The organism is Maribacter chungangensis, from assembly GCF_042676845.1.
In the GTDB taxonomy this organism is placed as follows: domain Bacteria; phylum Bacteroidota; class Bacteroidia; order Flavobacteriales; family Flavobacteriaceae; genus Maribacter; species Maribacter chungangensis.
The window spans coordinates 321,309-336,401 of sequence record NZ_JBHTHY010000004.1 but is presented as its reverse complement, the minus strand read 5'-3'; the positions used below and the strand labels follow the sequence as shown (position 1 = coordinate 336,401).

General features: G+C 42.8%; 10 protein-coding genes and 1 tRNA gene. 3 read left to right on the top strand and 8 right to left on the bottom strand.

From position 1 onward, the window contains the following. Window positions 1–218: 218 nt before the first annotated feature. Window positions 219–3,728 (bottom strand): T9SS type B sorting domain-containing protein, encoded by a 3,510-nt coding sequence (locus ACFQZJ_RS07580; protein ID WP_379933551.1) that lies wholly within the window; start codon window positions 3,726–3,728, stop codon window positions 219–221. Window positions 3,729–3,946: 218 nt separating this feature from the next. Between ACFQZJ_RS07580 and ACFQZJ_RS07575 the strand changes: the two genes are divergently transcribed. Further along, a complete protein-coding gene (locus ACFQZJ_RS07575; RefSeq protein WP_379933549.1) occupies window positions 3,947–5,221 on the top strand; it encodes a transposase in 1,275 nt (424 codons plus the stop codon). 122 nt (window positions 5,222–5,343) lie between these two features. Here the strand turns inward: ACFQZJ_RS07575 and ACFQZJ_RS07570 are convergent, their stop codons facing one another. The 5 genes from ACFQZJ_RS07570 to ACFQZJ_RS07550 form a co-directional block, all read right to left on the bottom strand. Then, window positions 5,344–5,562 carry an Arm DNA-binding domain-containing protein gene (locus ACFQZJ_RS07570; RefSeq protein WP_379933547.1) on the bottom strand — a complete coding sequence of 73 codons (219 nt, stop codon included), beginning with the start codon at window positions 5,560–5,562 and terminating at the stop codon, window positions 5,344–5,346. A 227-nt stretch (window positions 5,563–5,789) separates the two neighbouring features. Further along, window positions 5,790–5,863 (bottom strand) — tRNA-Pro (locus ACFQZJ_RS07565). 134 nt (window positions 5,864–5,997) lie between these two features. Continuing rightward, on the bottom strand, window positions 5,998–6,918 hold the full coding sequence (locus ACFQZJ_RS07560; RefSeq protein ID WP_379933546.1) for an alpha/beta hydrolase: 921 nt from the start codon (window positions 6,916–6,918) through the stop codon (window positions 5,998–6,000). Between the two features lie 9 nt (window positions 6,919–6,927). Beyond that, entirely contained in the window at window positions 6,928–8,454 is a 1,527-nt protein-coding gene (locus tag ACFQZJ_RS07555; RefSeq protein ID WP_379933545.1) for a sulfatase, read from the bottom strand. Beyond that, window positions 8,451–9,176, bottom strand: a complete 726-nt coding sequence (locus ACFQZJ_RS07550) for a M15 family metallopeptidase (protein ID WP_379933543.1) — start codon at window positions 9,174–9,176, stop codon at window positions 8,451–8,453. Before ACFQZJ_RS07550 ends, ACFQZJ_RS07555 begins: the two co-directional genes overlap by 4 nt. Window positions 9,177–9,336: 160 nt before the next feature. Between ACFQZJ_RS07550 and ACFQZJ_RS07545 the strand changes: the two genes are divergently transcribed. Together ACFQZJ_RS07545 and ACFQZJ_RS07540 are read left to right on the top strand one after the other, a co-directional pair. After that, window positions 9,337–10,461: a glycoside hydrolase family 130 protein gene (locus ACFQZJ_RS07545; protein WP_379933541.1), complete on the top strand. Its 1,125-nt coding sequence runs from the start codon at window positions 9,337–9,339 to the stop codon at window positions 10,459–10,461. A 15-nt stretch (window positions 10,462–10,476) separates the two neighbouring features. After that, window positions 10,477–12,270 carry an arylsulfatase gene (locus tag ACFQZJ_RS07540; RefSeq protein WP_379933539.1) on the top strand — a complete coding sequence of 598 codons (1,794 nt, stop codon included), beginning with the start codon at window positions 10,477–10,479 and terminating at the stop codon, window positions 12,268–12,270. A gap of 85 nt (window positions 12,271–12,355) precedes the next feature. Here ACFQZJ_RS07540 and ACFQZJ_RS07535 read toward each other — a convergent pair whose 3' ends face one another. Together ACFQZJ_RS07535 and ACFQZJ_RS07530 are read right to left on the bottom strand one after the other, a co-directional pair. Next, complete coding sequence (locus ACFQZJ_RS07535; protein WP_379933538.1) at window positions 12,356–13,990, bottom strand: sulfatase family protein; 1,635 nt, start codon at window positions 13,988–13,990, stop codon at window positions 12,356–12,358. A 224-nt stretch (window positions 13,991–14,214) separates the two neighbouring features. Continuing rightward, the gene (locus ACFQZJ_RS07530) at window positions 14,215–15,042 is read right to left on the bottom strand and encodes a sugar phosphate isomerase/epimerase family protein (protein ID WP_379933536.1); all 828 of its coding nucleotides are present in this window, start codon (window positions 15,040–15,042) and stop codon (window positions 14,215–14,217) included. Between the last annotated feature and the right edge of the window lie 51 nt (window positions 15,043–15,093).

The following is a 15,093-nucleotide window of genomic DNA, read 5'->3' as shown; positions in this document are numbered from 1 at the left end:
ACTTTGACCCGGCAAGGGTGGCTCACTTTAATCCGGCGAGGGTGGTATACTATCGCCGATTTTTGCAGGTAGGTTTCATTACGATTTGGTTTTATTATTGATATATTTCCATGTGTACAGGAAATCAGAAAACAACTTACGTTGTGGAGTAAGGAATTTTCCGTCAAACTATAACGGAATTAATGGTAAAGTGTTGTATTTAAAACGAGAAAAATTTCTTATCGTTTAAGTGAAAAATGTCCGGTAATTACTTGGTCATTAGCATAGTTGTATTGAAACCAATAATCGGATTCCGGTAAAGGAGTACCGTTCTTGGTACCGTCCCAACCTGCTGAAGCAGCATCTACTTGGGAAATGAACTTTCCATAACGGTCAAAAATATAAAGTTGTGCTTCTGGATAAAGTTCCGTTCCAATGATATTCCAATATTCATGGATACCATCGCCGTTGGGCGTAAAAAAACGTTGGTATCCAATTGCATTTATTTCTTTGGTCAATATCCTACATTCCAGCACATCCCTTACATAAACGATATATGCCCCAGGAAAAACAGTGAATTCGTTACTTGTTTGATAATTCTCACCATCTACGGAATATTCAAAGGGCCCTGTTCCCGTAGCCGTTATGTTTAAAGCTATCTGGTCGGAAAATCCGTTAACGGATACCTCCATATTCTCGGGGGCACCGGAGGAAAGCACTTGAAATTCGGCGGTATTCTCGCAACGCACTCCATTTTGCACAATAGATACCGTAAGTTGGTAATCACCAAGCTCGTCCACGTTAAAAGTCCGCGTATCGGCAAGTTCTATACCATCGCCATTCTGCCAGGACCAAGTTTCAAAATCCCCACCATCTATGGTCAATGTTGGACTATCGGGGCATATCACGTAGCGTTCTTCCAATGGTATATTGGGCAAAGGATTTAAAATAAGTTCTAACGGTGTTGTTGCGAAACAGGTCTGTAAATTTATTCGTGCTACTCTTGCATATACTATTTCCTCGCCTAACGAAACAATATAGTTTTTCGCATCTAAACGGTTGCTGTCGTTTTGAGCATCTAGTTCCGATGCATAATAGTCTACGTTAAATTGGTTTGGGTCTTGCGTTCCTAGTATTTCGGTAGTTCTTTGACTTAGGTCTATAGTTTGATCTGCCAGCTCCTCAGATGCGCAAATAATCATTGCGGAAGGTTGTATGGCAAAAGGAGTATTGAATATTTCTATCTGGAAGCTACCCGTTACGAAACAGTCAGGATTAGACGCGCTTTCTAGTTTATAATAGATAAGCTGTGGGTTGGATGTGTTCTGATAGTAACCTAAAATCTCGTTTTCACCCAATTCAGCTTCTGCAAGCGTTTCATGGTAACTAATTGTGAAGTTACTTCCATTCTGGTTCCCCAGAATTTCCGAATTCTTTTCGCTAAGATTAAACTGGGAAAGGCCATCGGTATCGGTATCGCAAACAGTCCAATCCGTCACTGTTTGAAATTGGGGCGTATCCGAGACCCGCAGTGTAAAAAAGGTTGTCGCATAGCAACTTGCATCGGATGCATTCTGTACGCGTACATGGATGCGCTGTTCGTAAGTCGTAGTATTCGTATAGGACGTAGGCAAGGGATTTGCTCCCGATGCAGCTTCTTCCATTGAACGATGATAGGATACCTCCAGACTAGCGGGGTTTTGTAACACTATGATTTCAGGTGTTGTTTCGGTTAAATCGAACATTGCCACACCATCATTGTTATCATCACAAGCTTCCAAGTCCGCAGGTGTATTGGCCACTACCCCACTACTCACCTCTATCATAAAACTTCCCGTACTGTAGCAGCTTGGAAAGTTGCTATTTTGAAACCGCACGAATAGTTCTTCCATAGGTAAGGTATTCGTATAAGTAAAAGGCAAGGCGTCGCTTCCGGCATCGGCATCTTCCTGTGAGGCAAAGTAACGCACTTCAAAATTTGTTTCGTCCTGCCCGTTGAAAATTTCTTCATTTTTAAGCGATAGGTCAAACGTGTAAAAACCATCGGTATCGTCATCGCAGACCGTCCAATCTGTAAGTGTAGGTAGTACTGGTGATTGCCTTGCCGTTACAATAAACCGCGTAGTGGCATAACAATCCCTATTGTTGGTATTGGAAACACGTACGAATACCGGTGTTGTTCCCAATGCGAATTCATGCACGGTATCCAATGGATTTAAATTTGCATCCGCGTTTTCCTGTGAGAGAAAATAGGCCGTTTCAAATACGGATGCATCTTGGGTTCCCAAAACCGGAGTGTCGAAGGCGGACACATCTACCGTGTAGGTCTGTTGTTCCGTGCAATCGGTCACATCGGCGACGGTACCGGCAGTAGGCGTTTCATCTATTACGATTACCCTCGTCTCCGTTTTGGTATTGGTAGCCGTGGTAACCGTAACGGATACGGTATAAATACCTCCAGTAGTGTAGTTATGTAACGGTCGCTCCTCCGTGCTTGTAACACCATCGCCAAAATTCCATAATGCGGACACTATGGTTTCGCTGCTGTTTACTTCAAAACTGGTTCCATTGCCAGAACACAGATTCTCTACCTCTATACCCACTAAAAAATAGGATTGTATAAAAGGAGGTAGACCCAACACGGATATACCGCTATTTAATTCTATTGCATTTTCTACATAATCACAAGCCAACCCAGAAGTGTTAGGCTCGTTTATGACACCCAAAGAGGGTTTTGCGTCCAAACTAACGTAAATCTTTCCGTCCAAAGCAAGCTGCATGGCTCCCGGTCTTAGGTTGGACTTATGAACCAACTCCACCGCAGAGTCCTGAATATCGTTAGTGGTATAGGAAGAAATATCGAATTGAGTAATATTATAGGTAATTGGCATGAATACCTCTCTTATATCCGATGAACAATAAAGCTTACTGCTATCAGGTGAAAATTCGACCCCGTAATGTAACAAAAAATTATCCAAATTGAACCTATTAGCGTAGTAGTCGTTCAAAACGATCGGATCGGAAAAAACACCGTTGGTATCATCGAACTTAAGTAGCTCCAAATGTAAAAAGCTGGCAATGGCAACCATACTGCCGTCCGGAGAAACCTTCATATAACCCCTTGTACCTAATCCGTATTCTAAAATAGGATACTCCTTGCCTATAGCAGTGGTTACCGGAACCGTATTGATACCGGCAGGCGTAACTAAGTAGGCCAGAAAGTTATTGGTGCCGTATTGATGTGTCAAAACCCATATATCACGGTTATTTGCATGTTGCACTGCGGTTAACTTTTCGGCTGTAGGAGTGGTTAAAAGAACATTTTTTGTAGTAACATCACCTAGACCTCCGTCCAAGGTAATATCAACAATAGTGTATTGAAAGCCATTCTCTTCTCCCCCATCATCAACGGTAAATACATAATATATAGTATCGTTTTCAGGTAGGGGTATGATTATAGCCGATTGTGTACTTGAAAAATCACCGTTCAAACCTGACCCATTAGGCATTATATCATGATTTCTGTTCCAAACGGTACTCCCGTCCGTATAGAATAAAAGGTCTCCGTTCGAGTCAGAAATTGTGGCAGTGCCTTCATTAGTAAAGGTCTGACCATCTGTAATTGCCGTTGGCACACCAGTACTAAAATCCAAACCAGCATTACGTCCAAAATACCAAATGGAGGCTTCTTGCTGGGCATTCGTACAAAGTCCAAAAAGAACGAAAAAAAATAGGGGTATACTTTTCAATATCAAGGTCGGCGTTATGTGTAAATTTTGGTGTAAAATACCCTTGTTTTATGGCAATACAGCCTAATTGCTATAAAACGTAGGAAAAATCGTTAAATTGTAACCTTTATGGTAATTGCCCAAATGAAATTTTAATTCTCAACTAAATACACTTTTCATGGTTTCCTTCTATTCTTTCCAATACACTGGAACCGCGTCGGAAAATCAATATTTTTAAGATGACTCAAAACAGACAATCATGGGATACGGCCGTAAAGCACGTTGTAAGAAATGGGCTGATAAATGACATCCTTTCCAAAGAACAGATAGCTTCTATTCCCCGATCTAATATCTACCGTTGGAAACAAGAACCGAACAACAAATATCAATTTTGTGAAATCAACAAAGTTGTACAAGATGAGATTCATCTTATAAAGCGAATTAATCAGTCCTCAAAACTCAAAAAAATAAATCAGGCCTATTTTGAATTGGCAGATATATTTCATGAAATCATATCCTCTATTAAGGGTATTAAAGGACTTATGAAGGAACGGGCAATACTAATCGTGAATAGTATAGAAAAGGTAAATAATCATATTCCTATTAATAAGGCGATTAAGATATTTAACCTTTCTCGCAGTACGTATGAGAACTATAAATCCATAGTAGTTCATACCTGTGAACCTTCCTATTTTAAGTGGTGCATGCGAAGGTTTTCCAATCAATTGCTAGCATCGGAAGTAAAAACGATTAAAGAGTATATGGCGCATCCTGATTACAAATTTTGGTCAAAATCTTCTATTTATCTGAAGGCACTTAGAGATAAAAAACTTACCTGTGGTATTTCTACTTTTTACAAGTATTGTAGACTTCTTGGATTTAAGAACAGACCAAGAAGAAGAAAATCTGATAGCTACAGACCGGTAAAAACATCCAAACCCAACGAGCTTTGGTGCGCAGATGTCACTATTTTTAAGACCAGTGATACTACGAAGCATTATATCCATTTTTTGATGGACCATTTTTCTAAATTCATTATTGGATATAAAGTCTGTAGTAAACCATCGGCTAAAACTATAAAAGAATTACTTGATACTTCTTACTGCAAATATAGGCCGGATTCACTAAGATTTCTTACCGATGGTGGAAGTGAAAATGTAAATACTACACTTTCTAATTTTATCGATAGCCCAATCATTCCCATTATCCATATCATTGCCCAAAAAGATGTTGTGTATTCCAATTCTATGGTCGAGGCACTTAACAAAGTAATCAAGCATCAGTTCCTATTTCCTAAGGACATTATAAATGCTAACCAGCTTGAAACTATCTTAAAACAGTCAGTTGTTAGCTACAATACCCTACGGCCTCAGAAAAGTTTGGGCGGTAATACACCCCTCGAAACTTTTAAAGGAAAATCTGTTGATATTACGAAGTATTGTCAGAATTTCCATGCTCAAAAATCCCTAAGACAGGAAATGAACAGAAAAAACACATGCAAATTATGCATATAACCGCAAATGATAATCAAGTATAAATAACGGATTTAATTACTTATTCCAAATAGTAAAAAAACTACCATTTAGATAGCAAACTACTTATTGCAAACAATGTTCTATTTAAGAAACACTTCTTTTTAAATTATATGTGTACATTGCAAGGCATTACCTTGATGTGTTCTTGATCGACATTTCTTGGATTTAGTGTCCCAATTGGTAACCGATGTGTTTCGTTGTAAACTGATTTCGGAGCGTTTTCCATCAACCGTAATACGAGCATAGATCGGGGCGATATCGCCCCTTTGCTTTGATAGATTTAGCCAAAAATGAATGTTGAATGTTCTTGAAGTGTTCATAAACTCTCGCTTTAAGTGAATAATCGATTTGTGATATGAAAGTCAAATCGAAGCGAAAGTCAAACGCTATACAGTTACAATGTAGTAAAAAATTCTGTTCAAAACAGGTAACCGAATAGGTAACCTTTTTTTTGGTATTAAAGCTGATTATATGATATCAGCTAAAATTAAAAACGCTGATAATCACATAATTAGCTTTTTAAAGGTATTAAACAACACCCTTTTTGTCGGGATGACAGGATTTGAACCTGCGACCACTCGACCCCCAGCCGAGTGCGCTACCGGACTGCGCTACATCCCGAAAAACAGCTTACGCTGTCTACTTCTATAAACTTGCTTCCAATTTATACCTAGATGGCAAACACCCGGAAATTGGATTGCAAAAATATAAAAGTCATTATGAAATACGCCTATCTTTTTTAAAAAATACGAGCATTACTTCAGGTTTCTGATCCATTGTACCATTTGGTCGCTCCATTCCTTTAAGAACGGGTCTTTGAGGGCCAAGGAAAAGCCATGTCCTCCTTTTGGATAAACGAACAGGGTAGCCGCAACGCCCTTATCTTGCAAGGCGGCATAAAAAACCAGACTATTTTCTACGGGTACAGCTTCGTCATCACCGGCATGGAATAAAAAAGTAGGCGGCGTTTGCGGGGTAACGTTTTTTTCGTTGGAATAGAGGGCTACCATTTTTTGGCTGGGGTCCTTACCTATCAGGTTCTTCTTGCTGCCTTGGTGCGTTTGGCTTCCGAATGTAATTACGGGGTAGCCCAGGGCCATAAAATCAGGACGAGCACTTTCCTTGTCCACGTCATCCAAGGGTGCATACACCGTATCGCCAAATCGGGTACCCAAGGTAGCGGCCAAGTGCCCACCTGCCGAGAACCCAAGTATGCCTATCCGTTGGGCATCCAAATTAAACCGTGCGGCATGTTTACGCACCAGGCGCATGGCCCGCTGAGCATCGATCAATGGAACTTCATGTTTGTTCTTTTGCGACGTGTCCGAAGGGAGTCTATATTTTACAACGATTCCTGCCATACCCTTTCCATTTAGGAACTTGGCTATATCCGTCCCCTCCCAATCGTAGGCCAAAATACCGTAACCACCGCCAGGGAAAATAAGCATCGCTTCGCCCGTGGCATTGGATCGGGATGGCAGATATACTTCTATAACAGGTTCCTGTACGCTGCTGACGCGCACAATACCGTTTATAATTCGTTTTTCCCGTTCATCGGAGGCTATACTATTGGGAATTTTTCCTTCGGGCCACAAGGGCATAATGGTATCTTGGCCGTTTACCAGGGTACATCCTAATAACAGTATACCAAATAAAAAGAGTTTTTTGTTATTCATACATTTAGTTTAATATCCTGGGATGGGAGCCTCGGGCAAAATGGGTGTTCCCTGCCAAATGGGCATAACATCTTTATATTCCAAGATGCGTTGATAATTGCCAACATGGGGCAAACTGTTGGTTTGTGGCAGCCATTGCTTAAGGCTGTCCGCCCAACCAGCGTACTCCTGTTGTCCTATAAGATTATACCATTCATTGGGGTCTTCGCGCATATAATACAATTCTTCGGCTCCATCGGCATAGCGTATATAGCGCCAATCCTTGGTGCGTACGGCGTGGTTTTGATAATTATTGGTCGTTATGGCGGGCCATTGGCGGGGTGCCTTGGCATCTAGAAATTGCGGTCTTAACGAGTGTCCTTCTAGGTCTTCCTTTGCCGGGAGGTTGCAGAGCTCCAATAAGGTGGGGTAGATATCCAATAATTCCACAGGTTGATGCACTGCCTTGCCCGTGCCTATGCCCGGACCGGAAAAGATCAAGGGAACCCTGGTAGACGGTTCCCAGAGCGTATTCTTACCGGAAATCCCCTTTTCCCCCAAATGAAATCCATGATCGGACCACAGTACAATTATAGTATTCTCTGCTTGTCCGCTGGCTTCCAAAGTATCTAGTACCCGGCCTACCTGTTGGTCCATAAAGCTAATGGCGGCCAAGTAGGATTGTACAAAAAGTGAGTCCTGCCCTTGTTCCTGAAACCACTTCCATCGCGGTTCCGGCACGTCCCAATGATTGTACCAGGAAGACCTGGGTGTATCCTCCCTGTCATTTTCAAGGTATAACGGCATAGTAAGGCTGTCCATTGGATAAAGGTTAAACGACCATTCAGGGGCGTACAACGGTACATGGGGCAAAAAGAATCCAACGGACAAAAAATAAGGCCGCTCTGGTCTAGATCGGAGGACTTCCGAGGCCCAAGATGCGATGTCATGATCCTGCATCTGCCGGTCCCCTAAAGGAAATCGTCCCCAGTCTACCCAAGGATTATTGCCGCCGGGCGTCTTACCGACCAATTTTTGGGGCGGCTGCACCTTCACGCCGGCAGCGGGACCTAGCTGATCGAACTCGGTATCGGCCGGCCCGCGGCCATTACCTCCATGATATATCTTGCCGGCTGAATAAGTTGTATACCCCTGTTGTGCAAAATATTGGGGCAGTGTTACCAAGTGCCTTAATTCGGGCACCTCGCGGATCCAAGGGGAAAGTCCGTAAATACCTGTGGTAGAAGGTCTATACCCGGTAAGTACACTGGTACGGGAAGGATTACAAATGGGCGACTGCGCATGGGCATTGGCAAACAAGGTACCTTTTTGCGCCAAACGGTCTATATGGGGCGTACGCACCTGAGGATGCCCCTCCAAACAGCCTACCCAACCGTTTAGGTCGTCAATGGCAATGAACAACACGTTGGGAGCAGCATTTAAGGTCGCTTGGGGCTTACCTGAACCATTACAAGCCATAAGCCCCAGCATAAGGAGAAAAAGACAAAGGGTGCCCAAATGCCTAAAAAGCCTCACCATCTTCTTTACTGCGCTCATTCACACTCCCATTTAAAATTAGCTACAGGATCATTGGAGGCCGCCGAAAGGTTATAATGCCACCACTCCGTACGTATGGACCAGAACCCGAATTTTTCCATGGTCTCCTTCAACAAGGTTCTGTTGTCCAGGATTTCCTGAGGAAGGTCGGTCATGTCATGATACGCTCGCTTACCAAAAAAATCAAAATCCGTCCCCATATCCAATTCTAAACCGTCCAAAGTCTCCAAGGTAATATCCACTGCTCCTCCTTTATTATGTATACTGCCTTTTTTAGGATTGGCCACATACTGCGGGTTGGGTACGATCTTCCACATCTTATACTGCACGGAATTAGGGCGGTAGCAGTCAAAAAACTTGATCTTTACGCCATGCTTCTTAAACTCGGCATTTGCTTTCAATAGGGCCTTGGCTGTTTTTACACGGGTATAACATTCCGCACAATCGTATACCTGTTCTTTTAGAAAATTGTTTTCGGTAGCATAGCGCATGTCATAGGCAAAACCATCGCTGTAATCGGCCAAACGGATAAATAGCGTATCCGGTAGGCTAGCCAATTCGGGAACCTTTTTTTTTGGAACCTCCTTAATCTTCACTACCGTACTTTCCGTAGTAATTACGGAATCCTGTACAATAGTATCATTTTCTTTTTTTCGGGTCGACTTCTCTTTGCAGCCCCAGCAAAGGCACAAAGCAACTAGGATGTAGCTATAACTCCTCACTGAATAATTTTAATTTAGGTTGATAATTGTCCATTCCTTCTCGAAATAAGTTATGAAGATAATGGATTTTATTCTTTAGCGTAATTTCATTTCCAAACTTGCCATGTAACATAAAATATCATTCCCATTTTATACTTATCTTAACTTCCAAATTAAAAAAATGAAGCATTTATTATCCATAACATTTACCTTATTGGCGATACTAACTTCTTGTAAGGATGCAAAAAAAGAACTTGTCAATACTCCGGATGATATCGATGAAAAATGGATGTTAGGTTTCGACAAAACTGATATCAATCCAATAATGACCCCCGATTCCACCTATATATTCCATGATCCTGTAACCGATACTCCTGTTACATGGCAAAAGGCCGATGTTTTTAATCCTGGTGCCATAGTGCGTAACGATACCGTTTTTGTACTTTTTAGAGCGGAAGACAATCCGGAAGCTATTCTTGGGGGGAGAACATCTAGAATAGGCTTGGCCTACAGCACCAATGGAATCAACTTCACAAAGTACCCAAACCCGGTTTTATATCCTGATAATGATCAATTTGCGAAATGGGATCAACCTGGGGGAATAGAAGACCCTAGGATTGTGGAAACTCCGGATGGTGAATACATAATGCTCTATACCGCTTGGAACATGGATGTTGCACTTTTGTCCAGCGCTACTTCAAGAGATTTAAGAAATTGGACCAAACAAGGACCTGTTTTTGAAGATGCCCACGACGGAAAGTTCTTGGATGTGTGGAGCAAGTCCGGCTCCATAGTAACCGAACTAGTGGACGGAAGATTGATTGCCAAAAAAATAAACGGAAAATACCTGATGTACTGGGGCGAACTTTTCGTAAATCTTGCGGTTTCTTCCAACGGGGTTGATTGGGAACCAACGCTGAAAGAAAGCGGCGAATTATTGTATTCCTTTACCCCCACACTAAATGAATTTGATAGCCATCTAACAGAGCCGGGACCTCCAGCACTTTATACCGAAAATGGTATCCTACTATTATACAACGGCAAAAACCTAAGTGGTGAGGGTGCAACAACCAAATACCCTGAAGGCACGTATTGCGGAGGTCAGGTATTGTTCGATAAAAACGATCCGACAAAAATGCTGGCGCGTTTGGAGACTCCTTTTATATGCCCTAGCCTACCCCATGAAATAAGTGGACAGTATAAAGCGGGAACTACCTTCATTCAAGGATTGGTCTTTTTTAAACAGAAATGGTTCCTATATTACGGAACGGCAGATTCTATGATAGGTCTTGCCGTAAAAGACTAAATAACATTGATATACATGAATTCTAGGATCTTCCTAAAAACGTTCGTTGTACTCTTTATCATGATTTCGTGTAAGGAATCAGGCTCTAAAACCACAATAGAGGACAACTCCATCCAAACTCCCCCGAATATTATTCTAATTATGGCCGATGACCAGGGTTGGGGGGACCTTGGCCATAGCGGAAATACCAATCTCAGCACCCCTAACATTGATGCACTGGCACAAAATGGGGTATCCTTTACCCATTTTTTTGTGCAGCCCGTATGCTCTCCCACCAGAGCGGAACTTCTTACCGGAAAGTACTTTACCCGCCTTGGGATACACGGCACCTCGGCAGGTGGCGAACGTATGGACCCAAGCGCAACTACCTTGGCCGAAATTTTAAAAAAAGAAGGTTATAAGACCGCAGCCTACGGAAAATGGCACAATGGAATGCAAGCCCCCTATCACCCCAATGCTCAGGGATTTGACGATTTTTACGGCTTTGCTTCCGGCCACTGGGGCAACTATTTTAGTCCTATGTTGGAACACAACGGCCAATTGGTAAAGGGCAATGGCTATTTGGTGGATGACCTAACGCAGCACGGACTGGAATTTATAGAAAAAAATAAAGAAAATCCCTTTTTCCTGTACCTTCCATTAAATACACCCCACAGCCCTATGCAAGTGCCCGATGCTTATTGGAACAGGTTTAAGGACAAGGAACTGGCAATGACCTACCAAGGCGAAGAAAACGAGGATAAGCAGATTACCACAGCTGCCTTGGCCATGGTGGAGAACATAGACGGGAACGTTGGTAAGATTACCCAAAAATTGCGCGATTTAGAGCTGGAAGAAAACACCATAGTAATCTACCTTTCCGACAATGGGCCAAGCGATTGGCGCTGGAACGGGGGAATGCGCGGTAAAAAAGGTTCCACGGACGAGGGCGGTGTGCGGACACCCTTTTTTATCCAATGGAAAAATACCCTAACGGCCGGCACCGAAATCACTGAAATTGCAAGTGTATTGGATGTTTTGCCCACCCTATTGTCCATGATCGGACTTTCAACCAAACAGATGGGCAGCTTTGACGGCAAAAACTTGCAACCACTTTTTTTCCAGGATAATCCTGTTTGGCAAGACCGTATGATCTTTAACCATTGGAACGGTAGAACCAGTATACGAACACAGAAGTACAGATTGGATTCCGAAGAACGGTTGTACGATATGACCACCGATTACGGGCAGACCAAAGATGTTTCGAAAACCTTTCCCACTATCAAAGATTCGCTGGTAAAGGCAAAACAGGAATGGCTCAACAACATTGTACCCATGACCAAGGCAACGGACAACAGGCCATTTACTCTTGGACATCCAGATTATGCCTATACCCAACTTCCCGCTCGCGATGGGATTGGCCATGGAAAGATAAAGCGCAGTAACCGCTATCCCAACAACACTTTTTTCACCAACTGGACTCGCGAACAGGATTCTATTTCTTGGGATGTGGAGGTGCTAGAGAAAGGCAACTACAAAACAACGCTATATTATACCTTGCCCCAACAAGAAGAAGGTCTTGTGGTACATCTTATTAATGGTAAAAACAACTTAAGTACCATCATTCCAATTGCACACGATCCACCTTTAATGGGCATGGAAGACGATAGGACACCCCGCATGGAATCGTATGTGAAAGATTTTCGTCCCATCGATTTGGGCACCATTTTTTTACAAAGAGGAAGAAGGCCAATGGTACTTAAAACATCCAATAATAAAAGCGGTAGAGGATTGGACGTCCGGCTATTGCTATTTGAACGTGTAGAGTAGACAAAGTCCCTACGAGGAGTCTTAACAGTATAAAGTTAAGTCAAAAAGCGCTCATGAGATTAAATTAAAAACATCCCTTAGTTGCTCAAGGATCATACAACAACACCTCACTATCGGCAAGGCCAATGCGTTCTGCCTTCGCCTGAACATTAAGGGTATCGGGAAGGGCATGGCTGTAAATATTCCAAATACTGTCTTGAGGACGTTTCCAAGCAATTGTGGCGTCTCTTATGTCGGAATGTAGTTTAATGGTAGTGCCAACCGGCTCCAAAACCAATGGAGGCAATTTCGGCTGTACCCCATTGGGTAGCCACCTTTGTATCAGTTCCCGCTCCGGAACGGCTCCAAGGTCATTGCTCTCGCGTATCCATTCGTCCAATACCTTTCTGTAATGCATCAAGGTATCCCTAAGGGTGTCGTCCTGGGCCAGATTATTTAATTCATAAGGGTCTTGGACAAGATCGTACAGCTCTTCCGTCGGTTTTCCATCTTCCAGCCAGCGGCGCTGTTCCTCGTTTAAGGCACCGGTTTTCTTCATTTTTCGCAGTTCCTGCATCATGGGCATCTGTTCGCGATAGGAAACAGGCAAGGCATGGGACAACAGCGTATCAAAACTTCGGATATATTTGTAACGTGGGGAGCGTACCGCCCTCAAACGATCATAGACTTCATCAAATCGGTCACTGGCATGAAAGGTATACCGCGCTTTTTGGGGTGACTTGTATGCACCCATTAAGGCCCTCCCCTGCATTACTTTAGGAGGCTGCAGCCCTGCAAGGCTCAACACTGTAGGTGCAAGGTCTACAAAACTAAAAAGGGTATCATTCCGCTCCCCCGCCCTATGGTTATCAGGTAGCTTCACGACCATGGGCACTTTTAATCCGGTATCGTACAATGCCCGTTTGTGCCTGGGAAAGGGTCCGCCATGATCGGAATAAAAGAAAATAATAGCTTCGTCGTAGAGTCCGTCCGCTTTCAATTGGGAAATAACCTCACCGATCTGGTCGTCCAAACGTTTAAGGTTGCTGTAATTTACGGCCAAATCATGGCGCACCGTCTGGGTATCCGGAAAATAGGACGGAACAGGCACTTTAGCGGGATCTACGAACAGACTATCCTTTCCACGTGCCCAAATTTGCGACTCGTGACAGACACTAAAATTAAACACGGTAAAAAAGGGCTGTCCGGGCTTGCGTTTACGCCAATGTCTTTGGTTACTACTTTCATCCCAAGCAGCATCCGTTTTTTCAAAATTATAATCCTCCTTTGGACCGTTTGCGGTATAGTACCCCGTTTTTCGTAAATACTCCGTAAACATTTTAACGCCTTCCGGCACCATGGGGGAGTAACTGGGCAAACTATCCAATAAGGGCTCGTTGACTTCTCGCCAAGGTGTATATGTGCGCATATTGTGTGTTCCCAACGTAGTGGGATACATACCAGTTATAATAGCACTTCGCGCTGGTGCACATACGGGAGCGGGCGTCACCGCATTGGTATACACCACACCATCTTGTGCCAAACTTTCCAATACAGGTAATGTTATAGTAGTATCACCATACATGGGAAACCACTCCGGCGATTGGTCCTCTGCTACCAACCATATAATATTGGGCCGCTTTTGAACTTTAGGCAGATTGGCACGCTGTTCGCTATTCTTACATGCCGAAGTTAGGATGAAAACAAGGGAAATTAAACAACATCTTACTGTAGGTATCATTATCCTTTACGTATAGATTATTTGAAAAAGTATTGAACACTCTGCACACGAAATAGCTTGTCCATAAAAACCACAACGACAATAGGTTTTAGTTTCCTATTTGCAACAATTTTGCTTCTTTAAACCAATCCGTGTACAAGTGAATATTGTTACGTACCCAATAGCCTAACCCGTTTCCATTGGTTGATGTATTGGTATCATCCTAAAATAGTACACCTTCCGCTTTAATCGAGGCCCTCTAAGTATTTCATGCTCAACGGAACCTGCTCTACCACTCTAGAGCACTCGTCCTCTATAAACATATATTCTACGACACCTAGTTCCTTGGCCCGTTTTACTACCCCGGCAATATTCACTTCTCCCGTACCCAAAACAACATTGGTCTCTACATCTGCATGACCGCTATGGTTTTTAGATGTTCCTTTTTCCATATCCTTTAAATGCAGGAGTACAAATTTTTTGGGATACCTGTTGAGTAAGGCCAAGGGATCTTCACCGCCATGGTGTACCCAATACACATCCATTTCAAAGGCAAAATGTTCTGCATTTTTGGCCATGTAGTCGAACAAAGTTCCCGTTTTATAAGGCTTAAATTCATATCCATGGGCGTGGTATGCCAATGTTAGCCCTGCCGCTTTCAATACTTTGCCTGCCCGATTAAAAACTTCCGTCGCTTCTTTGGTCTTCGCAAGATCAAACTGATTGCTTTCATGGGTTATCCAAGCACACATGACATATTTAGCTCCAAACGCCTTAGCTTTCGCTATAATTTTGTCGTATTTACCTTCCTTTAGGTCATCATACGCTGCCCCTACGCTAACCACATCCATGTTTCGCCGTGCCAGTTCCTTTTTAAAATCGTTCATGGCCATACCATAAGTATCTCCACCTTCCAGTTTGGTGAGTCCCCAGGATTCAATAATATCCAATGTGCCCTTTACATCCTCCTTAAACTGGTTTCTGAGACTATACAACTGTAAACCAATTTCCTGAGCCATTACCGGAAGACAATAACAAAGAAGAAACAACGAAACCCCTAATTTTTTTATCATGCTTAAATATATAAAAAAACCTGCCGGTTGTGGCAGGTTTTTACGTTTCGT